The 22,984-nt window shown below is 43.6% G+C and carries 22 protein-coding genes; 5 read left to right on the forward strand and 17 right to left on the reverse strand.

Going from position 1 to position 22,984, the window contains the following annotated elements:
* Positions 1-568, forward strand: a 568-nt coding sequence (locus DDR33_RS12250; RefSeq protein WP_317047440.1) for a YceI family protein, incomplete at its 5' end; no start/stop codon positions are given.
* A gap of 56 nt (positions 569-624) precedes the next feature.
* On the opposite strand, the gene DDR33_RS12255 is transcribed toward DDR33_RS12250, so the two are convergent.
* The 6 genes from DDR33_RS12255 to DDR33_RS12280 all read right to left on the reverse strand — a co-directional run bounded on the left by DDR33_RS12255 (position 625) and on the right by DDR33_RS12280 (position 5,937).
* Complete coding sequence (locus DDR33_RS12255; RefSeq protein WP_109416084.1) at positions 625-1,089, reverse strand: DinB family protein; 465 nt, start codon at positions 1,087-1,089, stop codon at positions 625-627.
* 16 nt (positions 1,090-1,105) lie between these two features.
* The gene (locus DDR33_RS12260) at positions 1,106-1,918 is read right to left on the reverse strand and encodes a tRNA threonylcarbamoyladenosine dehydratase (RefSeq protein ID WP_317047441.1); all 813 of its coding nucleotides are present in this window, start codon (positions 1,916-1,918) and stop codon (positions 1,106-1,108) included.
* Positions 1,915-2,598 carry a TatD family hydrolase gene (locus DDR33_RS12265; RefSeq protein WP_109416085.1) on the reverse strand — a complete coding sequence of 228 codons (684 nt, stop codon included), beginning with the start codon at positions 2,596-2,598 and terminating at the stop codon, positions 1,915-1,917. The genes DDR33_RS12260 and DDR33_RS12265 overlap by 4 nt, the downstream gene beginning before the upstream one ends.
* A gap of 10 nt (positions 2,599-2,608) precedes the next feature.
* The gene (locus DDR33_RS12270) at positions 2,609-3,460 is read right to left on the reverse strand and encodes a TIGR01459 family HAD-type hydrolase (RefSeq protein ID WP_109416086.1); all 852 of its coding nucleotides are present in this window, start codon (positions 3,458-3,460) and stop codon (positions 2,609-2,611) included.
* A 9-nt stretch (positions 3,461-3,469) separates the two neighbouring features.
* Positions 3,470-4,507 carry a hypothetical protein gene (locus DDR33_RS12275; RefSeq protein ID WP_109416087.1) on the reverse strand — a complete coding sequence of 346 codons (1,038 nt, stop codon included), beginning with the start codon at positions 4,505-4,507 and terminating at the stop codon, positions 3,470-3,472.
* 71 nt (positions 4,508-4,578) lie between these two features.
* Positions 4,579-5,937 (reverse strand): glutamine synthetase family protein, encoded by a 1,359-nt coding sequence (locus DDR33_RS12280; protein WP_109416088.1) that lies wholly within the window; start codon positions 5,935-5,937, stop codon positions 4,579-4,581.
* A gap of 38 nt (positions 5,938-5,975) precedes the next feature.
* Here DDR33_RS12280 and DDR33_RS12285 point away from each other — a divergent pair, with 38 nt between their 5' ends.
* Positions 5,976-6,482 (forward strand): gamma-glutamylcyclotransferase family protein, encoded by a 507-nt coding sequence (locus tag DDR33_RS12285; protein ID WP_109416089.1) that lies wholly within the window; start codon positions 5,976-5,978, stop codon positions 6,480-6,482.
* Positions 6,483-6,537: 55 nt separating this feature from the next.
* Here the strand turns inward: DDR33_RS12285 and DDR33_RS12290 are convergent, their stop codons facing one another.
* The 7 genes from DDR33_RS12290 to sufB all read right to left on the reverse strand — a co-directional run bounded on the left by DDR33_RS12290 (position 6,538) and on the right by sufB (position 13,672).
* Positions 6,538-7,548 (reverse strand): glutamine synthetase beta-grasp domain-containing protein, encoded by a 1,011-nt coding sequence (locus DDR33_RS12290; protein ID WP_109416090.1) that lies wholly within the window; start codon positions 7,546-7,548, stop codon positions 6,538-6,540.
* Positions 7,549-7,944: 396 nt separating this feature from the next.
* The gene (locus tag DDR33_RS12295; protein WP_109416091.1) at positions 7,945-8,265 is read right to left on the reverse strand and encodes a metal-sulfur cluster assembly factor; all 321 of its coding nucleotides are present in this window, start codon (positions 8,263-8,265) and stop codon (positions 7,945-7,947) included.
* Position 8,266: 1 nt separating this feature from the next.
* Complete coding sequence (locus tag DDR33_RS12300) at positions 8,267-8,704, reverse strand: SufE family protein (RefSeq protein ID WP_109416092.1); 438 nt, start codon at positions 8,702-8,704, stop codon at positions 8,267-8,269.
* A 13-nt stretch (positions 8,705-8,717) separates the two neighbouring features.
* The gene (locus DDR33_RS12305; protein WP_109416093.1) at positions 8,718-9,971 is read right to left on the reverse strand and encodes an aminotransferase class V-fold PLP-dependent enzyme; all 1,254 of its coding nucleotides are present in this window, start codon (positions 9,969-9,971) and stop codon (positions 8,718-8,720) included.
* Positions 9,972-9,994: 23 nt separating this feature from the next.
* Positions 9,995-11,314, reverse strand: a complete 1,320-nt coding sequence (sufD, locus tag DDR33_RS12310) for a Fe-S cluster assembly protein SufD (protein ID WP_109416094.1) — start codon at positions 11,312-11,314, stop codon at positions 9,995-9,997.
* 17 nt (positions 11,315-11,331) lie between these two features.
* Positions 11,332-12,102 carry a Fe-S cluster assembly ATPase SufC gene (sufC, locus tag DDR33_RS12315; RefSeq protein WP_109416095.1) on the reverse strand — a complete coding sequence of 257 codons (771 nt, stop codon included), beginning with the start codon at positions 12,100-12,102 and terminating at the stop codon, positions 11,332-11,334.
* Positions 12,103-12,229: 127 nt separating this feature from the next.
* Positions 12,230-13,672: a Fe-S cluster assembly protein SufB gene (sufB, locus tag DDR33_RS12320; protein ID WP_109416096.1), complete on the reverse strand. Its 1,443-nt coding sequence runs from the start codon at positions 13,670-13,672 to the stop codon at positions 12,230-12,232.
* A 142-nt stretch (positions 13,673-13,814) separates the two neighbouring features.
* Between sufB and DDR33_RS12325 the strand changes: the two genes are divergently transcribed.
* A complete protein-coding gene (locus DDR33_RS12325) occupies positions 13,815-14,444 on the forward strand; it encodes a helix-turn-helix transcriptional regulator (protein ID WP_109416097.1) in 630 nt (209 codons plus the stop codon).
* A gap of 1 nt (position 14,445) precedes the next feature.
* Here DDR33_RS12325 and rpe read toward each other — a convergent pair whose 3' ends face one another.
* The 3 genes from rpe to rpsO all read right to left on the reverse strand — a co-directional run bounded on the left by rpe (position 14,446) and on the right by rpsO (position 17,905).
* A complete protein-coding gene (rpe, locus tag DDR33_RS12330; protein ID WP_109416098.1) occupies positions 14,446-15,117 on the reverse strand; it encodes a ribulose-phosphate 3-epimerase in 672 nt (223 codons plus the stop codon).
* A 211-nt stretch (positions 15,118-15,328) separates the two neighbouring features.
* On the reverse strand, positions 15,329-17,500 hold the full coding sequence (pnp, locus tag DDR33_RS12335; protein ID WP_109416099.1) for a polyribonucleotide nucleotidyltransferase: 2,172 nt from the start codon (positions 17,498-17,500) through the stop codon (positions 15,329-15,331).
* 126 nt (positions 17,501-17,626) lie between these two features.
* Positions 17,627-17,905: a 30S ribosomal protein S15 gene (rpsO, locus tag DDR33_RS12340; protein ID WP_109416100.1), complete on the reverse strand. Its 279-nt coding sequence runs from the start codon at positions 17,903-17,905 to the stop codon at positions 17,627-17,629.
* 147 nt (positions 17,906-18,052) lie between these two features.
* Between rpsO and DDR33_RS12345 the strand changes: the two genes are divergently transcribed.
* Complete coding sequence (locus tag DDR33_RS12345) at positions 18,053-18,439, forward strand: hypothetical protein (protein WP_109416101.1); 387 nt, start codon at positions 18,053-18,055, stop codon at positions 18,437-18,439.
* 146 nt (positions 18,440-18,585) lie between these two features.
* On the opposite strand, the gene purL is transcribed toward DDR33_RS12345, so the two are convergent.
* Positions 18,586-22,248, reverse strand: a complete 3,663-nt coding sequence (purL, locus tag DDR33_RS12350) for a phosphoribosylformylglycinamidine synthase (RefSeq protein ID WP_109416102.1) — start codon at positions 22,246-22,248, stop codon at positions 18,586-18,588.
* A gap of 230 nt (positions 22,249-22,478) precedes the next feature.
* On the opposite strand from purL, the gene DDR33_RS12355 reads away from it, so the two are divergent.
* Complete coding sequence (locus DDR33_RS12355) at positions 22,479-22,823, forward strand: hypothetical protein (RefSeq protein ID WP_109416103.1); 345 nt, start codon at positions 22,479-22,481, stop codon at positions 22,821-22,823.
* Positions 22,824-22,984: the final 161 nt, after the last annotated feature.

Consider the following 22,984-nt stretch of genomic DNA (forward strand, 5'->3'; position numbering starts at 1 on the left):
GCTTCTGTTTGTTAATAAACTCAAACAAGAAACAATGGCAACGAATTGGAAAATTGACCCTACGCACAGCGAAGTGCAGTTTAAAGTAAAACACCTGATGATCACAACAGTAACCGGCTACTTCAAACAGTTTGACCTGGAAGTAGAGACGGAAGGTGACGACTTTTCAAATGCAACCAAAATTGAATTTACCGCTGACGTTGACTCTATCAGCACGAACAATGACCAGAGAGATGCACACCTGAAATCTCCTGATTTCTTTGATGCAGAAAATCACAGCCAGATTACCTTCAAGGGAAACAAATATGAGCAGATCGGCGAAGACGAAGTTAAACTCCATGGCGATCTTACCATCCGCGGCGTAACGAAACCAATTACACTTGATGTGGAATTTGGAGGGATTGTAGTAGATCCTTATGGACAAACCAAGGCCGGATTCACTGTAAAAGGCAAATTAAGCCGTAAAGAGTTCAACCTGACATGGAGCGCTGTAACAGAAGCCGGACAGGTAGTGGTAAGTGACGACATTAAACTTCTTTGCGAAATACAACTTGTAAAACAAGCTTAATTTTTGAGGTACAAGCTAAAAGCATCCTTAACTGTGTGCTTTTAGCTTATCTTTCTTTATGAATTCCTTACCGCACGCCTTAAGGCCATCGAATATCCCAGATGCAGGCCATCATGAACCGCCACATAACTTATTGCACTTTCAATAGACGTAATAGCGGATCCGGAACTTGTGGTATACGTTTCGAAAACATCAAAAAGCCCGTTCAAATAATCAGCTCTCAATTCTTCTATTAACCGGATCGACATTCCTGTAAATTGTTCCAGTTCAGCCTTTCCAACATTGTCCGCCGGAACTGTTCCTCTCCTGTATTTCTCAATAAGGCTTTCTTCTATCTTATACGGTAAACCTGTTGTACGGTAACACAGAACCTGCTGACTCACTATAACATGAACATAGTTCAATATTATATTATTTGAGAAACCAGCGGGAATCCGGTTCATCTCCTCCTCAGAAAGGTCAGAAACAAGTTTCGAAAAATTGTCCCTGTAAACCTTAATAACATTAAAAACAGTCTCCATTTATCAAATATAAAAATCAATCCTTCGCTTTGCTTTTCTTTGGCTTGCCCTTAGATCCGGTTTTCTTATCCATCATAGATGGCGGTCTTTGGGTAAGTTTAACAGGATAGCCGAGCAGGTCCCGGATAACGACAGAAGCACAAACCCCTCCGAATGCTGCGGGCAGATAAGATATAGTGCCGTATGCCGAGCGCTTGAAATTGCTTCCGTCCGTCATAATTAAAGACGAACGCATCACCTCTTCTGTTGAAAAAACAGCTTTAATACCCGTGCCAACTGACAATCTTTTGATCCGCTTCCTTACATACTGGGCAAACTGGCATTGATATGTATCCATCAGGTCGGCCACCCGTAATTGTGTTGGATCAAGCTTTCCCCCGGCACCCATCGAACTAACGATCTTCTGCCCTGTCTGGTAAGCAGTTGCCAGAAGGTATAATTTAGGAGTGACACTGTCGATGCAATCCATCACGTAATCAAACCTCTGGTTCAGCATATCCCTGCACATTTTAGGGCTAAGGAAATTCCTCACAACATGCAGATTTAGCGCGGGATTAATCTCGAGCAGACGGGAGGCCATTATATCAGCCTTCAGTTCCCCATGATTTGTGGCCAAAGCCGGCAGCTGGCGGTTTCTGTTAGACGGGTCAACAGCATCTCCATCCACTATGGTCATTTCCCCAACTCCCGACCGGCAAATAAATTCCGCTGCAAAAGACCCTACCCCTCCTAATCCGACAACCAGCACATGAGAATTCTGTAGCTTTTCAATCCCCTCTTCACCTACCAGCAGGGCTGAACGCGACAGCCAGCTTAAATCATTTATCATTTTTCAATTATGCCTAAACTCAAACAATTGGCAAAAATACTTTCTTTCAGGGCATTTACTGAAACATTTTTCAATGTTGCCGCCTCCTCGTAAATACATTCGATAGCCACATCTTTATCATCGGTCTCCAAAAAAACCCTTTCAACCGGAATCTCTCTGAAGATTTTTACAGCATTCGATTTATTGTTTAACAAAGCTGCCCCAAACGACAAATAAAATCCGCCGTCGATCAGTTGACGGGCAATTTCCTTTTTATTATTAAATCCATGCACTATAAGCGGGACCGTAGGTCTGCTTATTTTGTTCAGATGAAGCAGTTCACTGAAGCAACGTACACAGTGAACCAGTACAGGTTTCTTCAACTCTTCCGAAAGATTGATTTGCTCAGTAAAAATAAGCATCTGCAGGTTTAGGTTAGGGCCTCGCAGCCTGTCAAGTCCGCATTCACCTATCAGCTTCACCTGATCGTTTACCGCAACCTCCCGCAGCAGGTCTAACTGTGCTGAATAGTTTTTTTCATTGATATACCAGGGATGGATGCCGGCGGATACCCAGTGATGGTTATCCGTCTCCGCCAAAACACCCCGCTCAGCGGATGTTCCGTCAGGAATTATAGCATTCCGTATGGTCTTTACATCTTCCCGGTCAACTCCTGCATGCGTATGAAAATCGAAAAACATCCACTATGAATTACTCAACAACAGCAGAAGGACAAATGTAAGTAGGAATAATTCCGGTACTGTTAATTCTGGTTTCAGCATCGCCTGCAAGCGTATTGCCAGACAGCACCAGGATAGTATCAAGCCCGAATTTATTCCCGCCGAGAATATCTGTGTGCAAAGTATCTCCAACCATCACAATTTCCTTCTTGTTAACCTGGAGCCTGCTCCTGACGAGATCATAGGCGAACATGAACATTTGAGAATCGGGTTTTCCGAAACGGATAAACTCCTTGCCGACAATATTCTCTATCATAGTAGCCATGCTTCCCACTGCAATGCAGATTTCCCCTATATTGAGAGGATAAGCATCGTCTGTATTAGCCACAATGGCAGGTATCGTCCTTTTTCTAAGGATATTAACCGTCTTGTTCAGATCTCTGGCCCATTCAAAACCCTCATCATCAAGAAACACCATAGCATTTACATCATGAATATTCCGGGCAGTAACCTCACTTACCGGAAGGGTCTTCAAACCGGCACTTTCTATATAATGAGCAGATTCGGGCGTCCCCAGAAACGCAGCAATTCCCTCATTCACTTTCAGTTCCAGGTACTCTTTAGCCAGCATTCCCGAAGAGATGATCCGGTCATCTGTAATGGCCTTTAAGCCCATCTGATGATATCTTTCGGCCAGTTGCTTCGGACTTCTGGAGGCATCGTTGGTAACAATAAAATATTCTTTCTTTTCCGCTTTAAGATAGGCAAAGGTCTTCTCTATCCCCGGCACCAATCCTTTATAATTCTTTATTACCCCGAAAGCATCGAAAAACACTACTTTATACTGATCAATTACCTCCCTGAACGTATAGATATTATTCATTCTGAAAAACTATTTTATGTTTAAAGCTGAGATTAATTTACCGGCATCAAACTCCTGATCTATCGATGGCAGGTAAATTTCAAAAGCCTCCGATTGCAGCTTGGTAGCATATTGTTCGCTGAAAAAGTAAGTCCCGTCTTTCATAACATAATTCAGGATAAAGAAACGGTACACCTCCTTCAAAAAGCGAAGCTCATTTGCGCTAAGCGGATTTACCTTATGATATTCTTCAAGAAAGATGATAAAACGGTCTTCCATCATTGGCCCGATGACATAGCTGAAAACAGTACGGTCACCAATATCAGAAACCACACGGCTAAAAAAATAAAAATCCATCATCCTGCTGCTCATCCTGAACCAGTCATAGTCCCATCTTGAATAAAGCTTCAGGCTCGGAGTCACCGAAAAGTTTCCGATGTTCCAGTCAATAAACACCGGGATAGTTTCAAATCTATCAGCCTTTAAAAGTAGCCTGTTTTTCTGAAAAGCCTCGCAATGGTGCTTAAGCATCTCGCACTGCTGATCGTCATAAGTATTTTTTTTCTTATTCTTCAACTGTTTAAGCAGCGTAACAATATCTGTACTCAAGGTCTTCGATGATTGAGGCAATACATTCCTGATCCTCGAGCAAGCCTTATGAAACTTTCCTATCTGCTGTCCGAACTTGCGTATCTGAGCCTCACTTAGCCGCTTTGGTAATCGCTTCTGTACTCTTACAGGGTTATAGAACACCACCCATGCATCTGTAGAAGCAGTCTTATAACGGTAAGTAAAAACCCTGTTATTTTTCAAAAGAGACTTTGCCAGCAGGTTCTCAAAAGGGTAAAGCAAATTGTTGGCAAGTGAATGTATAATACGATGATCCTCTTTAAAATGCTCATACTTACCAAAATATGATAATTTCGCAATCACAATATCTTCATCTTCAAACGTAATCCGGAACACATGATTCGTTGACACCATTGCACTGATGTCCTGGATTTTATAAATCACCTTAGAAGCATCGTATTCCCTCCAGGCTTTTTTTATGATTCTCGAGTAGTCCATAAATTGGCTTTGGCAGCTGACTGTCGGTAGCAGCTATCAGTTTTCAGTAAATCGTAATTCGTAATCTCCCTCTATATAATCTCAAAGTATCTCCTCAATTCCCAGTTGCTTACCTGTTTTGCATATTGTTTCCACTCCCATAGCCTGGTTTTCACAAAATGATCAACAAAAGCCTCACCAAACAGTTCCCTTGCCACAGGTGATTCGTTCATTGCCATAGCCGCAGAATAAAGGTCAGCAGGCAATCTTTCAATCTCACTGTTCTGATACGCATTCCCTTTCACTGCTTCGATATCAAGGAGAAGGCGGTTTTTTATCCCATACAAGCCCGAAGCAAGCGAAGCAGCCATTGCCAGGTAAGGATTGCTGTCAGCTCCCGGAACCCTCATTTCCAGCCGGGTATATTTTTCTGAAGGGTTAAGCACGCGCAGGGCAGTTGTCCTGTTATCATATCCCCAGCTCACTGTCGTGGGTGCCCACGCCCCCTCCACAAGCCTTTTATAACTATTTACTGTTGGTGCCAGCATTGGTAATATATACGGAAGACAATAAAGCTGTCCCGCTATATACTGCTTTAACAAAGGACTTATATTTCCCTCCTCCTCGATGCTGTAAAACAAATTATATCTCCGGTCCAGGCTCCACAAGCTTTGGTGAATGTGTCCGCTGCAACCCGGCAGGTCCGTATTCCATTTAGCCATAAAAGAAGCAACAATATGGTGCCTTGCTGCAATCTCTTTCACAGCCGTTTTAAAAAGCACCGCTTTATCTGCGGCCTCCAACACCCGGCAATGAAGAATAGCGGCCTCATATACCCCCGGTCCCGTTTCAGTATGCAGGCCTTCAAGGGTTATATTGAACTGCTCCAGCAGGTTAAAGAGATCATAATAAAAAGCACTGTTTTGTGAAGGCCGGAGAATCGAATATCCATACATCCCGGGAGTCAGCGGCTGTAATCCCGAAAAACCCTTTTCCCGCAAGCTCTCCGGGCTCTCCCTGAAATTAAACCATTCAAATTCCTGTGCAAACTCAGCATGAAATCCCATTTCCTCACAGTCGTGCATAATTCTTTTTAAAAGGCTTCTAGGGCAGGAAGCTAAACCAGCGCCATCAGAGCCGCTGAAATCAGCCAGAAAAAAAGGAATATTATCTTCCCAGGGAACAGTACGGAAGGTATTCAGGTCTATTCTGCAAGGTTTATCCGGGAAACCGGTGTGCCATCCTGTAACCTCCACCCCATCGTAAAGGGCATCAGCACTATCCCAGCCAAAAACAACATCACAGAAACCATATCCTTCCTGCAGGCCGTCAATAAATTTCTTCCGGTGAATAACCTTTCCCCGCAGAATACCATCAATATCAGCAAACGCAAATTTGATCTTGTGAACATCCTTATCCTGTAAATACTTTATAATCTGGGAATTATCCATATAATAATTTAAACCGATCTGAGCCCTGAAAAAATAATATGCAGTTAAAAACTACGTTTTCTGAATATCCATTAAAAGGCCTTAATTTAATAAGATTCAACGACCTGGAACTGTTTTTTTTAATTTCACACCGAAGAGGACTTTCAGACATGAATGAGGCAGATTATTTATTTGTTTACGGGACGTTATTACATACGTCCAATTACTTCGGGGCTCTGTTAAACCACCATGCCTGTTTATATAGCGAAGGACACATAAAAGGCAGGCTCTACCATGCCGGGGAATATCCGGCTCTAATCACTGATCCGGAAAGCGAAAGTTGGGTATATGGAAAAATCTTCAGATTGCAGCAACAGAATAAAATCTGGAAAGAGCTGGATGAATACGAAGGGTTCGGCCCGGGATTCTCACAGCCTAACGAATTCGTCAGGGTAAAGAGAACCGTCTGCACCGGAAAAGAATGCCTGGAATGCTGGCTATACCAGTATAACCTTTCTTCAGAAAACCTGCCTCTCATAGAATCAGGACGGTACGGCCAATATTAAAAAATCCCCTGGAAAAACTCCCAGGGGACTTAAAAACTAATAAACAACTACCTGCCTAAACAGCTACCGATTTAACAGTCTTAATAATACGTGCTGCTACTTTATACGGATCAGCGGCTGAATTAGGACGACGGTCTTCCAGGTATCCGTTCCATCCTTTTTCTACAGTTGCAAGAGGAATACGGATAGACGCACCACGGTCAGAAACGCCATAGCTAAAGTCATGTATGGAAGCAGTTTCATGTTTACCTGTAAGACGCAGATGGTTGTCTGCACCATACACTTCGATATGTTCCTTCACTACCGGACGGAAAGCTTCGCAAATTTTATCGTAAGTTTCTTTATTTCCTGCTGTTCTCAGAACTGAGTTTGAGAAATTTGCATGCATACCTGAACCATTCCAGTCAAGTGCACCAAGAGGCTTACAATGCCAGTTTATTGCCACTCCGTATTTTTCCCCGATTCTTTCAAGGAGGTAACGGCCAATCCAGATCTGGTCGCCTGCTTCTTTCGCCCCTTTTGCAAAGATCTGGAATTCCCATTGACCTGCTGCTACTTCAGCGTTGATGCCCTCAACATTTAATCCGGCTTCAAGACATGCATCAAGATGTTCCTCTACAATTTCCCGTCCGTAAGCGTTATTCGCACCTACCGAGCAATAATAAGGGCCCTGAGGAGCTGGATAACCACCTGCTGGGAAACCTAAAGGCTTGTTTGTTTCAGGATCCCAAAGGAAATACTCCTGCTCAAAACCAAACCAAAAATCGTTATCGTCATCGTCAATTAAAGCACGTCCATTAGATTCATGTGCAGTTCCGTCTGCTGTAAGAACTTCACACATAACAAGATAAGCATCTTTCCTTTGCGGATCAGGACAAATAAAAACTGGTTTTAACACACAGTCAGAAGAACCGCCCGGAGCTTGCTCAGTCGAAGAGCCATCAAAGCTCCACAGTGGGCATTCCTCAAGCTTTCCACTAAAGTTCTTTACAATTTTGGTTTTACTGCGCAGGCTCTGAGTGGGTTTATAGCCATCAAGCCAAATGTACTCTAATTTTGTTGCCATTTTTTGATGATTTCGAAAATATATAATTCAAATATGAATACTTTGTAATAAAAAAACGAATACCGGAAACGAATTTACAATAAACTTTCATTTTTTTACAAATTTTATATCAAAAAGATCAAAAAAAGAAAAACCACTTAATCAATTGAAAATCCGGGCCGTTTTTATTACAAAAATGAAAAAATCAGAAAAGCACATGGAATTCCAGTGAACATAAAAGCCCCTTGCCTCAGTATCAATCAAACAGGACAACTCACAGGGGGATCACAATGGACATCCTCCAACTACTGGTATAAGGCTTATAAAAAGAAAAATAAACGGAAGTAAAATAATGTAAGGTAATCAAGGGCTAAATATAGCCGGATAAGTTTAGACACAACAAGGCTTTTATCTGGTCTAGAAGAAACCCAACTCCAGCTTAGCGTCTTCGCTCATCATTTCCCTGTCCCAGGGAGGGTCAAATGAGATTTCTACCCGTACCTCCTTCACATCGTCAACAGACGCCACGGCGGCCTGAACATCCTGCAGGATCTGATCGGCAGCCGGACAGGCTGGGGCAGTGAGGGTCATGACAACCTTAACAATTCCTTCAGGAAAAGTATGCAGCTCATATATCAATCCCAGCTCATATACATCCACAGGTATCTCCGGATCATATACGGTCTTCAGCTTTTCAATCACCTGATCTTTTATACCTGCTTTATCTTCTATAATCATACTACTCAAAATTCTTACCAGCCATCGCTGAACTGTAAGCAATGGCATAAAGCTTAATCTGTTTTACCATGGATACCAATCCATTTGAACGGGTTGGCGACAAGTGCTCCTTAAGCCCAATACGATCAATAAAGTACAGATCAGCATCCCGGATATCCTCCGGCGGAAAACCGGAAAGAACCCTTACTATAAGACTTACAAGCCCTTTTGATATGATTGCATCGCTGTCGGCAGTAAAATAGATCCTGCCGTCTTTAAACTCCGGATATAGCCATACCTTTGACTGGCACCCCTTGATAAGAAACTTATCCTGCTTAAATTCTTCGTTAATAAGCGGAAGCTCTTTTCCAATCTGGATGATCTGCTCATACTTATCTACCCAGTCTGTCAGGTACTCAAATTCCTCGATTAGTTCGTCCTGCTTTTCGTTAATAGTCATTCTATATAATACTCTAAACAAGCATATTTATTGCACGCTTGAGACTGCTTATAAAATAATCAATTTCATCCGCTGTATTGTAAACAGCAAGAGATAACCGCACAGTACCCGGAATACAATAAAAATCCATTACAGGCTGGGTACAATGATGCCCCGTTCTCACCGCTATCCCCATTTTATCCAGAAGCACACCTACGTCATACGGATGAACTCCTTTCACCGAAAGTGACAAAGCACTGGTTTTGGCTTTTGCACGCCCTATGATCTCAATACCAGGGATTTCATTCACTAAAGAAGTCACATAATGAAGCAATCCGTTTTCGAAAGCAGCAATTTCTCCGATTCCGGTTTCATTAATAAAATCAACAGCAGCTTTAAGAGAAATAGCTCCGTCAATGTGAGGGGTACCCGCTTCATATTTAAAAGGAAGTTCGTTATATTCTGTACCCGTAAACGTCACCGTTTTAATCATATCGCCGCCGCCCTGGTAAGGAGGCAGTTTCTCCAGCCATTCTTCTTTCCCGTACAAAATACCGATACCTGTAGGACCATACATTTTATGCCCGGAGAAAGCGAGAAAATCACAATCAAGGTCCTGGACGTCAATAGACAAATGCTGCACAGCCTGAGCTGCATCAATTAACACAGGAGTTCCGTTAGCATGAGCCATTTCAATGATCTCCTTCACCGGGTTTATCGTGCCGAGGGTGTTCGAAACGTATCCTACAGCTACGATCTTCACACGCTCATCAAGAAGATTCGCAAACTCATCCATCAGCAATTCCCCGTCTTCATTCATTGGGATCACCTTCAATTGCGCACCATGTTTATCGCACATCAATTGCCAGGGAACGATATTTGAATGATGCTCCATCGCTGATATAATCACCGAATCGCCTTCCTTTAACGCATACGCGCCATAAACATCAGCAATAAGGTTAATACCATCGGTTGTTCCCTTTGTAAAAATCACCTCTGAAGAATTGCGCGCATTAATAAAGGAAGCAACCGCTTTCCGGGACACTTCATAAGCATCAGTAGCCTTTTGACTCAGGTAATGTACACCGCGGTGAATATTACTGTTAATCGTATTATAATAGTCACTGATAGCATGAATCACCGAAAAAGGCTTCTGCGTAGTAGCCGCATTGTCAAAGTACACCAGCGGTTTTCCGTATACAGACTGGTGGAGCGCCGGAAATTGCTTTGCAATCGGCTCCCCGCCATATAAAAATTGCCTGACTGTATTTTCCGTATTGACTTCCATTTTTATTGTCCTCAGACCTGCAATTAAGCAATTACCAGGTTTTCTGTATGAAGTTTTTTATGTAATAGTTCTTCGGTAAAATCCCTCAGTTCCGGGATTTCGATTCGCGAAAGTATATCAAAAACAAATGCCTGCATCAATAAACGCCCTGCTGTCTCCTCTCCTATCCCTCTTGCCTTAAGATAAAAAAGAGCGTCCTTATTCATCTGACCTACCGTAGATCCATGAGAACATTTTACGTCATCGGCAAATATTTCCAGCTGCGGTTTACTGTTCACCGTCGCCTGGTTACTTAACAAAAGGTTATTGTTCTGCTGAAACGCATTTGTTTTCTGAGCATCCTGACGGACGAAAACTTTCCCATTAAATACAGCACGCGATTTATCGTGAAGAATCCCTTTATACAACTCGCTGCTGTTGCAATGAGGCATCTGGTGATCCACCAGCGTATGATTATCCACATGCTGCTCACCAGTCACCAGGTAGGCACCCAGTAAATTGGTTTCCGTGCCGCTTTCCTTTAACCGGAAATTCAGATCATTTCTGATCATCCCCGCATCACCAAGAGATATATTTGAATTATTTAAGACACTGTTCCTGAATTGACATACTTCCCTGTGCTGAACAAAGCAAACATTCTCTCCAACATTGTTGATCATGTGGGAATGAAAAACAGCTCCTTCATCCACCTGTTGTTCACTTACGAAATCAACAAAAACGGGCGCTCCTCCTTCAGAGTGAAATGTTTCTATCAGGGTAGCTTCACTAAGTTTCTCTGCAACCACAAGCGTCCGGTATGCAATAAACGCAGCAGAGGCGTGCGACGTATAAATATGCTCAATATGGAGCGGCTTCTCAACAACAGCCTTCGCCTCAATATGCAGAACGCTGAACTCAGAAAAAAACGCAGTGTTAAGTGCCAGCATCGGGTTATCCGGGAAATCGGCTACAGTACCTAATTTTTCCGCAAAACGGGCGTCGGCAAGAGCGGCTTTTGTATCCAGAAACGTCATTCCATCAGGAATAGGATCCGATAGATCAGCTGCAAATCTTCCGTTAACGATAACAATGCGGCTTGCTTCCAGTTCCTCAAGCGCCAGACCACTCCTCTCAGGAATTACTTCCTGCTGAAACTTGAACTCGTGCGACAGAAACTTCTCAAGATTGGTAAAACGCCACTCCTCACTCTTTCTGGAAGGAATCCCTTTCTCAGCAAAAAGAGCAAATGCGGCCTCTCTCTTTTCAGTCAGCCATCCGGGCTCCGTTAAACGCGCCGCCTGCTGCCTGCCGGCAAACGCCCCTGTAAGATATGTATAAAAATTATTGAATATTCCTTTTTCCATTTTGCGAGATCTAAACCTTAAAGAGAAGGAGATGCCTGCGCACTTAATTCGTCTTTAACCCAATCATACCCTTTTTCCTCCAGCTCGAAAGCCAGTTCTTTCGTACCCGATTTAATGATACGTCCATCATAAAGAATATGCACAAAATCAGGAACAATATAATCAAGAAGGCGTTGATAGTGAGTGATCACCACGAAAGCATTATTTTCAGAACGAAGTTTGTTCACGCCGTTCGCAACAATCCTTAAAGCATCAATATCAAGACCCGAATCCGTTTCATCCAGGATAGCGAGTTTCGGCTCAAGCATTGCCAGCTGAAGGATTTCATTCCTTTTCTTCTCACCGCCTGAAAATCCTTCATTCAAAGAACGGTTCACCAGCGATGCTTTCAGCTCTACCAGCTCCTGTTTATCTTTCAGAAGCTTCAAAAAATCCTTTGAACTCAGTGGATCCAATCCCTTATAAGCACGGATCTCACCAATAGCAGTCTTTAAAAAGTTAATATTCGATACGCCCGGAATTTCAACAGGATACTGAAATGCGAGAAAAAGCCCTTCCCTTGCACGATCCTCCGGAGCCATGTCCAGCAAGTCTTTTCCATCAAATAATACTTCTCCGCCAGTCACTTCATAGCTCTCTTTTCCAGCAAGAACAGAAGCTAATGTACTTTTTCCCGATCCGTTAGGACCCATTATAGCATGTATCTCGCCTGCATTCACCTGCAGGTTTATTCCTTTTAAAATCTCTTTCCCTTCTACCGAAGTTTGAAGATTATGAATATTAAGCATTTCCTGTATATTTTATTACTATTTAACTTAAATTAGCTATCAGCAGTCGGCATTAGGTTATCAGCCTCTTATCATTCTAACACCTATCCGCCCCTCAACTTTCCACTTTAAACTTTCAACTCCCCGCCTATCCAACGCTTCCATCCAGTGAAATCGCCAGCAGCTTCTGAGCCTCCACGGCAAATTCCATTGGCAAATTGTTCAACACCTCACGGGCATATCCATTCACAATCAGCGCTACAGCTTTCTCCGTATCAAGTCCCCGCTGATTCAGATAAAAGATCTGATCTTCAGCTATTTTAGACGTAGTAGCCTCATGTTCTATGATCGCAGTGCTATTCTTTCCTTCTATGTAAGGGAACGTATGCGCACCGCACCTGTCACCAATCAGCAAAGAATCACACTGTGTGAAATTACGTGCATTATCAGCATTGGGGCCAATTGATACCAGTCCCCTGTAGCTGTTATGACTCTTTCCTGCAGAAATACCTTTGGATATGATCCGGCTCTTAGTATTCTTACCCAAATGGATCATCTTGGTGCCGGTATCGGCTTGTTGATGATTCCTCGTCATCGCTACTGAATAGAACTCACCTGAAGAATTGTCACCCTTCAGAATTACACCAGGATATTTCCAGGTAATCGCAGACCCCGTTTCTACCTGGGTCCAGGATATCTTCGAATTATTCCCTTTGCAGATACCACGCTTCGTTACAAAATTGTAAACGCCGCCCTTTCCTTCTTTATCGCCGGGGTACCAGTTTTGCACAGTTGAATATTTTACCTCTGCGTCATCCAGTGCGATAATTTCTACAACTGCGGCATGCAGCTGATTCTCATCCCTCATAGGTGCAGTACAGCCTTCCAGGTAACTTACATAACTGGCATCATCAGCAACGATCAGCGTACGTTCAAACTGTCCGCTGTTCATAGCATTGATCCGGAAATAAGTAGATAATTCCATCGGGCACCTTACGCCCTTAGGGATATAAGCAAAAGATCCATCAGAAAACACAGCTGAGTTAAGAGCTGCGAATATATTATCACTTACAGGTACTACAGTACCAAGATATTTCTTTACCAGATCAGGGTGGTTTTGTACAGCTTCACCAAAAGAACAAAAGATTACGCCTTTTTCAGCCAGCTTCTCCTTAAATGTCGTTGCAACCGATACACTGTCAAAAACAACATCAACTGCCACTCCCGATAAGATCTTCTGTTCGTTCAAAGGGATTCCAAGCTTCTCAAACGTCTCCAGAAGTTCAGGATCGACTTCATCCAGACTATTCAGCTGCTTTTTCTTCGGTGCTGCATAATAAGATATATCCTGAAAATCAATTTCAGGAAGATCGAAGTTTTGCCAATGAGGCATTTCCATTTCCAGGAAACGGTTCAGAGCCTTAAGACGCCACTCAAGAAGCCACTCAGGTTCATTCTTTTTTGCAGAAATGTAACGGATAGTATCCTCATTCAGCCCTTTAGGAGCCATTTCCATTTCTATATTAGTACTGAACCCGTATTCATATTCGCTCGTTGCAAGCGATTCCAATAACTCCTGATCTTTACTCATATTTTAAACATTATTCCCTTTCTAATTCAGTATCAAAGGGATAACCTATATTTTAATAACTTTTTTAAAAAATAGTTTAGTCTTATTTGATACAAAGTTACTACTTTTGCAATTAAACAAGTAAAAACTTGGAAAAATATTTATGCGTCCAAATAAATTCTTACAGCTTCTAAAAACACGGGGTCCTCTCACTGCAAAGGAAATTGCTGAAGAATTAGGCATCACCAATGAGGGTGCCCGTCAGCAACTTATACGTCTTTCCGAGGAAGGGTTGGTAACATATATCTCCTCCACTAAAGGCGTTGGACGACCGGTGCAAGTATACGAATTAACTGAACAGGGCAATGCATCTTTTCCAAACAATCACGCTGCACTGACAGTAGAGCTTCTCGATACGATTAAAGAACAGCTGGGACAGGATGCCCTCGAAGTAGTGATCTCTTCCCGCGAAGCAGAAACAGTAAAAAGATATAAAGCCATTCTGAAAGATCATGAAAGCCTGGAAAGCCTGATCGTTGGGTATACCGACATCCGGACCAGCGAAGGCTACATGGCTGAATTCCGGAAAGAACAGGAAGGTCAGTATCTGCTTTTTGAGAACAACTGCCCTATCGGCGCCGCTGCCAATACCTGCAAACATTTTTGCGAATCCGATATGCGTGTCCTGAAAGCGATCCTGGGTGACGGAGTGAGTATTGAGCGAATGGATCATATCGCCTCAGGCGAGAGAAGATGCACCTATAGAATTAAAAGTTTAATCTACCAGCCTTAACTCAGGCCTTCATCAGACCCGGCATCACCTCCTTCATTTCCGAAATAACTGCTTTGGGATCATCCGCCGTAAAAACAAAGTTTCCTGCAACCAGTACGTTTGCACCGCAGGAAATAAGTTGTCCGGCATTGGAAATATTTACCCCTCCGTCCACCTCGATAAGCAGATTATCATTTCTTCCCGCCGCCATAGCTTTCAGCGCTTTCAGCTTATCGTATGTCCGCTGAATAAACTTTTGCCCGCCAAATCCCGGATTAACCGACATGATCAGCACAAGATCCGCATCCTCAATAATATCTTCAAGAACATGTACAGGAGTATGAGGATTCAGTGCCACCCCGGCTTTACATCCCATTTCCTTTATAGCAGCAAGAGTACGATGCAAATGTGTACACGCCTCATAGTGTACAGTGATCACCGATGCCCCTGCCTTCGCAAAAGCACCGATATAACGGTCCGGATCCGTGATCATCAGGTGAACATCCAAAGGCTTCCCCGCATGCTTCCGTATCGCCTCCACCACAGGAAACCCAAATGAAATATTCGGAACAAATACCCCATCCATAATGTCCACATGAAACCAATCAGCAGCACTGCCATTCACCATTTCAATATCACGCTGAAGATTAGCAAAATCGGCTGCAAGAACAGAAGGGGCTATAAAGTGGTTCATAAGGCAAAGGTAGGTTTTCTGTCCATAAAATTCATTAGAAATTATACCCTAGAATAAATAAGAACAAAAACATCACGACAAAATAAAAAGACAACATCTCGATAAAATTCAGCACGCAAAAAGGTAAAACACCTTACCTAAATTCAAGCTATATAAAAAGGGCTGTCTCAAAATTTGAAACAGCCCTTCTCTTAGTTATTTTCCGTAACTCTTACTGATCGGCAGGTTTAGCCTCCTGCTCACCAGCCGGCTTGTTTTCCGGTTTCGGTGGCCTTGGCAATAACGCCTTTCTTGAAAGTTTCAGCTTTCCTTGTTTGTCAATATCAAGCAGTTTTACTCTCACTTCATCTCCAACCTTAAATATGCCGTCCATCGTTTCGTAACGTTTCCAGTCTATTTCAGAGATATGAAGAAGTCCGTCTTTACCAGGAAGGATCTCAACAAAAGCCCCGAAAGGCATGATTGATTTCACTTTACCTTCGTAAATATCGCCTACTTCAGGTTTCGCAACGATACCCTTGATACGTTTTACGGCCTTGTCAATCGCTTCAGCATCAGGAGCAAAAATACTTACAACCCCCTGGTTATCTTTTTCCTCGATTGTGATGGTCGTGTTGGTTTCACGCTGCATTTCCTGGATAATCTTACCACCCGGGCCAATCACAGCACCAATAAACTCTTTGTCAATTTTAAGGACAATAAGACGCGGCGCATGAGGTTTCAGGTCAGTGCGTGGTTCAGCAATCGTCTTCTTCATCTCGTTAAGGATATGAAGGCGGCCTTCTTTAGCCTGCTCAAGAGCACTGCGTAACACTTCCCATCTTAAACCGTTGATCTTTAAGTCCATCTGACATGCAACGATACCAGCTTCAGTACCGGTAACTTTAAAATCCATATCCCCTAAGTGATCTTCATCTCCCAGGATATCTGACAATACAGCATACTTTCCGGTCTTCTCATCAGTGATCAGACCCATTGCAATACCGGAAACAGGAGCTTTCAGCTTTACACCTGCATCCATCAGCGCCAGTGTACCGGCACAAACAGTTGCCATTGACGACGAACCATTTGATTCGAGGATATCAGATACTACGCGAATAGTATATGGATTTTCCTCCTCTGAAGGAAGCACCTGCTTCAATGAACGCTGAGCAAGGTTTCCATGTCCAACTTCACGGCGGCCCGGGCCACGGTTAGGACGAACCTCACCGGTTGAGAAGCTTGGGAAGTTATAATGAAGAATGAACTTCTGGAAGCCATTAATAAACGCTCCATCAATCATCTGCTCATCCAGCTTAGTACCTAAAGTCACTGTAGTAAGAGACTGCGTTTCACCACGTGTAAACACAGCTGAACCGTGAGCAGCAGGCAGATAACCAATTTCACTCCAGATTGGGCGAACTGTTTTTACATCACGGCCGTCCAGACGAATACCTTCATCCAGGATCAGGTTACGCACAGCATCATACTGTACATCGTGGAAATATTTCTTAGCCAGGAACTTGGTTACATCGTCAACCTCTAATCCAAGGCCAACAAGAAACTCATTCTGGATTTCTTCGAACTTCTCAGATCTCTCATGTTTAGATGATCCGGATTTGGCAACAGCGTAAACTTTATCGTAAGTTTCAGCATATACGCGTTCCTTCAGTTCAGGATTGCTGTGCTCATGAGAATAAACTCTCTTTTCAGTCTTTCCAACTTCAATGGTCAATTCCTTCTGAACCTGAACCTGTACCTTAATAGCCTGGTGGGCAAATTCAATAGCCTCGATCATTTCTTCTTCAGAAATCTCTTTAGACTCACCTTCCACCATTACGATATCGTTCTCGGAACCGGCAACAATGAATTCTAATGTTGCACGCTCCAGGTCAGACATATAAGGGTTGATAACCAGCTTACCGTCAACCTTTGCTACGCGAACCTCAGAAATAGGTCCGTTAAACGGAATATCAGAAACAGCAAGAGCAGCAGAAGCAGCCAGGCCTGCCAGCGAATCCGGCATAATGTTTTTATCCGCAGAGATCAGAGAGATCATTACCTGCGTTTCTGCATGATAATCTTCCGGGAAAAGCGGGCGCAATGCACGGTCAACTAAACGCGATATTAAAATTTCATAGTCAGATAAACGTGCTTCTCTACGTAAGAAGCCTCCCGGAATACGACCGGTTGCTGCGTATTTTTCCTGGTAATCAACAGAGAGGGGTAGAAAATCTATTCCTTCCTTTGCTTCCCTGGCAGAAACAACAGTAGCAAGCAGCATCGTATCTCCCATCTTTACCACAACAGATCCGTCGGCCTGCTTAGCCAACTTACCTGTCTCAATTTCGATTGTGCGGCCATCGCCTAAATCGAACGACTTTTTGATTAAATTGTAACTCATTTTGTGTTCATTGCAGCGCACCGTTCATCTTCAGAAGTGCGCCAAAGTTTATTATTGACTTTTGTCTGCTAAATTAAAATAAAAAAGCCATCCCAGTGAGATGGCTTCTTATTTTTTTCAAAAGAATTATTTGATGATATCTCTTAATTCTAAAGCTTTAATGATAGCACGATATCTTGCGATGTCCTTCTTATATAAATAAGCTAACAAAGCACGACGTTTACCAACCAGTTTCTGAAGAGCTAACTGAGTAGAAAAATCTTTCTTGTTCTTCTTCAAATGCCCGGTTAAATGAGCGATACGTGTTGTAAACAATGCTACCTGGCCTTCGGCTGAACCTGTATCTGTTGCGCCTTTACCGTGTGCGGCAAAAATCTCTGCCTTTTTCTCTTTACTTAAATACATTACCTGAATAGTATCAAAGCGTTAAACCATCTGTTAATTAGGGTGCAAAGGTAGAATTAAAAAGAATATAAAACAAATCTAATAAGATTACCCCTTATGTTTTGAGGTAAAAACGTATTATATTTACATAGCTATTCTGATAATAACATGGATACAATTCTTTTACAGGGAAGCGTTTATTGGGCATATGATTATGAAATAGAGGACAAAGAGGAGTGGCTAAAAACAATCGCCGGTCTTTTCTCTTTCAATCCGCCTCTTCATAAACATCAGGGTGTAATAGCTCTGACACCCGGTGCCATAGAAATTTCAGGTGATCATCATCTTCGGGTACCGCTCGGTTCGATAGAACAAATTTATCTGGGCTTTGACAGCGTATTTCCGGCTTCTTCAGTCAAGAACTTTGGCCTGTTCTGGAAGCCCCTGCGAATTACCTTCTCAGGAGGACAGGTTATTTATCTTATAATAGATTACACGGGGATACAAACACAGAATCCACTTTGGGCAACTAGTATAAGTGAACTGCTAGCCTGAGCAGCCTTCTCCGCCCGGCAAGCTATTCCGGAAACAAGGCATCAGGTGCAGGGCAATACACTCCTATAAATACTATTAAAAAACGAGGGGTAACAATTACTCTTGTATTTACTACCCCTCGTTATGTATAAACAAATCCTGTTTCCTTATTTCACCTTCTCCAGCCAAACCCTTGCATTTACAAAGGCCTGGAACCATGGCGAAACTTCATCTTTCCGCCCGGCAGGATAATCAGCCCATTGCCATTGAAGCAGTGAACGTTCGATATGCGGCATCGTAACAAGATGACGGCCTGTTTTATCACACATGATCGCGGTATTATAACCCGACCCGTTCGGATTAGCAGGATAACCCTCGTACCCGTATTTTGCTACAATCTGGTACTGATCTTCTGTATACGGCAAAGAGAACTTCCCTTCCCCGTGCGAGATCCAGACTCCCAGCGTAGCGCCTGCCAGTCCGGCAAGCATCACAGATTTATTCTCCTGTATGGTCAGGGAGGTGAAACTGCATTCATGCTTGCCGCTGTCATTATGCAGCATCTTAGGTTTGTTCTCATGATCATCATTGATCAGTCCAAGTTCCACAAATAACTGGCAGCCATTACAGATCCCCACAGACAGGGTATCTTCTCTTTTAAAGAAATTTTCAAGTGCGACTCTGGCCTTTTCATTATAAAGGAAAGCTCCCGCCCATCCTTTAGCCGATCCAAGCACGTCAGAGTTCGAAAACCCTCCGACAGCCCCGATGAACTGGATATCTTCCAGCGTTTCCCTTCCCGAGATCAGATCCGTCATGTGAACATCCTTCACATCGAACCCGGCCATATACATCGCATTCGCAAGCTCCCTCTCTGAGTTACTTCCTTTCTCCCGGATGATCGCCGCTTTAATCTTTGGTTTCGAGCCATCCGCAACAGGCATCTTTCCATCAAAACCGGCAGGGAATTTATATTTTAATACCTGGTATTTATAATTATCAAACCGTTCCTTCGCTTTCGCCGGTCCGCTCTGTTTCTGATCAAGCAGATAAGACGTCTTAAACCACACATCCCTCAGATGATCGATGTCAAAAGACCATTCACCATCCTGGTTCTTAACGGATAAAGAAGCTTCAGAGCTCACTTTTCCGATCTTATGAAAACGTATCCCATTTTCCACAAGCATTGCTTCAGCAGCTGCATCTGCCTGAAATACCAGTCCTGTATTTTCAGAGAAGAGCTTGGCAATGATATCCTGGTCACCTAAAGCCGACAAATCAACAGTAGCACCCAGATCACGGTCAGCAAAACAAAGTTCCAGCAAAGTCGTAATCAAACCACCGCTGCCAATATCATGTCCTGCCTGTATATGCCCTCCGCGGATCAAAGCCTGAACAGTGTTGAAAGCTTTCCTGAATTCCGCTGCGTCCAGAATATCCGGCGCTTCCGAACCGATCTTATTTCTAACCTGGGCAAAAGAAGACCCTCCAAGCCTGAAGGTATCACCCGACAGATTGATATAATAGATAGCCCCGCCATCTTTACGAAGCACCGGTTCAACAGTAGCCCTGATATCATCACAGTGCCCGCCTGCGGAAATGATTACTGTTCCGGGAGCGATAACTTCCTTATCCTTGTATTTCTGCTTCATGGACAGGGAATCTTTCCCTGTCGGAATATTAATTCCCAGTGCAATAGCAAACTCCGAACAGGCTTTAACCGCCTGATACAATCTTGCATCTTCCCCCTCATTCTTACATGCCCACATCCAGTTTGCGGAAAGCGAAACACCTGTAAGCCCATCCTTAAGCGGCGCCCAAACGATATTTGAAAGAGCTTCAGCTATGGCATTCCGGCTACCGGCCGCCGGATCGATCAGCGCTGCAAGAGGAGCGTGTCCGATCGAAGTGGCAATTCCATCTTTTCCCTGGTAGTCAAGAGCCATCACCCCGCAGTTATTTAAAGGCAATTGCAGCGGCCCCGCGCATTGCTGCGTAGCCACCCGTCCACCCACACAACGGTCGACCTTATTGACAAGCCAGTCTTTACAAGCTACCGCCTCCAGCTGCAGCACCTGCTCCAGGTAGCTTTCCAGTTGGGCAACTTCATAATCAACCGGCTGATAGGTTGCAACGATACTTTTATCCTGCATAACAGTTTTCGGAGAACTTCCGAACATATCGTCCATATTTAAATCCATTGGTTTAATGCCGCTGGATGAAGATTGAAATGTAAAACGATTATCACCAGTCACCTCTCCTACCGTGTACATCGGTGCACGCTCACGGTCGGCTATCTTTTGAAGCATTTCAAGGTTTTCCCCGCCTATTACAAGTCCCATACGCTCCTGCGACTCGTTTCCGATAATTTCCTTGGCAGAAAGCGTCGGGTCTCCGACCGGCAGCTTATCCAGGTCAATTTTGCCTCCGGTTTCTTCCACCAGCTCCGACAAACAGTTGAGATGCCCCCCCGCTCCATGGTCATGGATCGAAACAATTGCATTCTCATCACTTTCAACCATGGCTCTTACCGCATTGGCAACGCGCTTCTGCATTTCAGGATTAGAACGCTGAACAGCATTAAGCTCTATTCCCGACCCGAAGGCACCGGTATCTGCTGACGAAACAGCAGCTCCGCCCATCCCGATCCGGTAATTATCCCCGCCAAGCACAACGATCTTGTCGTTCACAGAAGGCGAATGCTTCTTTGCCTGCTCAGCTTTTCCATAGCCAATGCCGCCAGCCTGCATGATCACCTTATCATATCCGAGGATCTTCGCATTCTCCTCATGCTCAAACGTCAGCAAGGACCCGGTGATAAGTGGTTGCCCAAACTTGTTACCAAAGTCTGATGCTCCGTTAGAAGCCTTTATGAGAATGTCCACCGGCGACTGATACAGCCACTCTCTTTCCTGTACCTTATTTTCCCACGGCCTGTCTTTAGTCAAACGGGATAAAGCAGTCATGTAAACTGCAGTTCCGGCCAGAGGCACGGCTCCCTGCCCGCCTGCAAGCCTGTCCCTTATCTCCCCTCCCGATCCGGTTGCTGCACCATTAAAAGGCTCAACAGTGGTTGGAAAGTTATGCGTTTCCGCCTTCAGAGATATAACGGATTCAAAGTCTTTTGTTTCGTAATAGTCAGGCACTTCTGCCCTCCGCGGAGCAAACTGCTGCACAACAGGTCCCTTCAGAAAGGCAACATTATCTTTATATGCCGAAACGATGCTGTTAGGATTTGCCTCGGAAGTCTTTTTTATAAGTTTGAATAAAGAAACAGGCTGCTCCTCCCCGTCAATCACAAAGGTTCCGTTAAATATCTTATGCCGACAGTGCTCCGAATTTACCTGCGAGAAGCCGAAAACTTCCGAGTCGGTCAGTTTCCTGCCAATCTTAGCAGCAAGCCCATTCAGATAATCGATTTCCTCATCACTCAGCGAAAGACCTTCCTGCTGGTTGTAAGCCGCAATATCTTCAATTTCCCGGATCGGCTCAGGGTCTATATTGATCTTGAAAAGATCCTGGTTAAGCTCCTCGTATTTCTGGGAAAGCATCGGGTCGAACTCAGAAAAATCAGCTTCTACTCTCGAATACTCTTCAATCCTGGTTATTCCATGAATATCCATATTTTGAGTAATCTCAACTGCATTGGTACTCCAGGGGGTAACCATGGCAGCACGGGGGCCAACAAAAAAATCACGAATGCTTGATTCCTGCTCTAAACGGGCATCCCCAAAAAGCCAGCATAACTTTGAAACATCAGAAGGATCCAGGGTTTGTGTTTTTTGAACAGCAAAAATGTTGTTTGCTTTATTAGAAAAAAAGTATATCATGGGTCTTACTAAAGCGCAAAGTTAAGCTTTTAAAAAAATTTCAGCCTATATAAACAGCTTTTTATCCATTCCTTACAGACAGATTACCACATTGGTTATGCTTTTTTCCGGCAGACAGAGGCAAAAGATGTTTGTATGGTATTAACAGATAAAACGAGCTCTGTCTAAAGCTTTCAAACAGGAAGAACAGAGGCCAACTGTTTTTGTTAACTTTGAAAGACACGATTGAGATGGATTACGTAAGAAAGAAAATAAAAGAAGGCTCTTATCTTCCCGTTGCATGGGAATACAGGGAAGTGATTGAAGATCAAATTGAGAAAGGTACAACAGGAAAGATCTTCCACTTCTGTCAGGAAGAAATCATCTGCAGCACGGAAGGCCGTGTTGTAAGCATGGAAGACATCCCCAACGAAGGAGTATTTATCCATCTTGATAATAATAAACGTATCCGCATCGACCGGATCATCACACTATTCGGAAAACCGGGCGCCGCCTACGATGAATATGACGCATTCGGAAGCTCCTGTATGGACTGTCTGGGAGGGTATGATAAAGAGGAGCTTGACAATATGTAATATGCCCTGCCGGTACACCCGCTGACTTCTACTCTATTCCCCTGTGATTCGCCCCGCAGCTGGAACTGCTCTGCTATCTTTTAAACCTGCAGCCGTACACGGTTTGACCATTCTTTCAACCAAAAGCACAACGAATGAACAGTCAGTGCACCATGAGTGCA

The sequence above is a fragment of the Pararcticibacter amylolyticus genome (assembly GCF_003130405.1).
In the GTDB taxonomy this organism is placed as follows: domain Bacteria; phylum Bacteroidota; class Bacteroidia; order Sphingobacteriales; family Sphingobacteriaceae; genus Arcticibacter; species Arcticibacter amylolyticus.

What these genes read in the sequence shown, in the direction of transcription:
- rpe (WP_109416098.1), bottom strand. Translation starts at nt 15,117, where the DNA reads ATGAACCACTTTATAGCCCCTTCTGTTCTTGCAGCCGATTTTGCTAAT.
- DDR33_RS12265 (WP_109416085.1), bottom strand. Translation starts at nt 2,598, where the DNA reads ATGTTTTTCGATTTTCATACGCATGCAGGAGTTGACCGGGAAGATGTA.
- DDR33_RS12280 (WP_109416088.1), bottom strand. Translation starts at nt 5,937, where the DNA reads ATGGATAATTCCCAGATTATAAAGTATTTACAGGATAAGGATGTTCAC.
- DDR33_RS12255 (WP_109416084.1), bottom strand. Translation starts at nt 1,089, where the DNA reads ATGGAGACTGTTTTTAATGTTATTAAGGTTTACAGGGACAATTTTTCG.
- pnp (WP_109416099.1), bottom strand. Translation starts at nt 17,500, where the DNA reads ATGAGTTACAATTTAATCAAAAAGTCGTTCGATTTAGGCGATGGCCGC.
- DDR33_RS12295 (WP_109416091.1), bottom strand. Translation starts at nt 8,265, where the DNA reads ATGATTATAGAAGATAAAGCAGGTATAAAAGATCAGGTGATTGAAAAG.
- DDR33_RS12260 (WP_317047441.1), bottom strand. Translation starts at nt 1,918, where the DNA reads ATGATAAATGATTTAAGCTGGCTGTCGCGTTCAGCCCTGCTGGTAGGT.
- DDR33_RS12345 (WP_109416101.1), top strand. Translation starts at nt 18,053, where the DNA reads ATGGATACAATTCTTTTACAGGGAAGCGTTTATTGGGCATATGATTAT.
- DDR33_RS12275 (WP_109416087.1), bottom strand. Translation starts at nt 4,507, where the DNA reads ATGGACTACTCGAGAATCATAAAAAAAGCCTGGAGGGAATACGATGCT.
- purL (WP_109416102.1), bottom strand. Translation starts at nt 22,248, where the DNA reads ATGATATACTTTTTTTCTAATAAAGCAAACAACATTTTTGCTGTTCAA.
- DDR33_RS12285 (WP_109416089.1), top strand. Translation starts at nt 5,976, where the DNA reads ATGCAGTTAAAAACTACGTTTTCTGAATATCCATTAAAAGGCCTTAAT.
- DDR33_RS12290 (WP_109416090.1), bottom strand. Translation starts at nt 7,548, where the DNA reads ATGGCAACAAAATTAGAGTACATTTGGCTTGATGGCTATAAACCCACT.
- sufC (WP_109416095.1), bottom strand. Translation starts at nt 12,102, where the DNA reads ATGCTTAATATTCATAATCTTCAAACTTCGGTAGAAGGGAAAGAGATT.
- DDR33_RS12270 (WP_109416086.1), bottom strand. Translation starts at nt 3,460, where the DNA reads ATGAATAATATCTATACGTTCAGGGAGGTAATTGATCAGTATAAAGTA.
- sufD (WP_109416094.1), bottom strand. Translation starts at nt 11,314, where the DNA reads ATGGAAAAAGGAATATTCAATAATTTTTATACATATCTTACAGGGGCG.
- DDR33_RS12325 (WP_109416097.1), top strand. Translation starts at nt 13,815, where the DNA reads ATGCGTCCAAATAAATTCTTACAGCTTCTAAAAACACGGGGTCCTCTC.
- DDR33_RS12355 (WP_109416103.1), top strand. Translation starts at nt 22,479, where the DNA reads ATGGATTACGTAAGAAAGAAAATAAAAGAAGGCTCTTATCTTCCCGTT.
- sufB (WP_109416096.1), bottom strand. Translation starts at nt 13,672, where the DNA reads ATGAGTAAAGATCAGGAGTTATTGGAATCGCTTGCAACGAGCGAATAT.
- rpsO (WP_109416100.1), bottom strand. Translation starts at nt 17,905, where the DNA reads ATGTATTTAAGTAAAGAGAAAAAGGCAGAGATTTTTGCCGCACACGGT.
- DDR33_RS12305 (WP_109416093.1), bottom strand. Translation starts at nt 9,971, where the DNA reads ATGGAAGTCAATACGGAAAATACAGTCAGGCAATTTTTATATGGCGGG.
- DDR33_RS12300 (WP_109416092.1), bottom strand. Translation starts at nt 8,704, where the DNA reads ATGACTATTAACGAAAAGCAGGACGAACTAATCGAGGAATTTGAGTAC.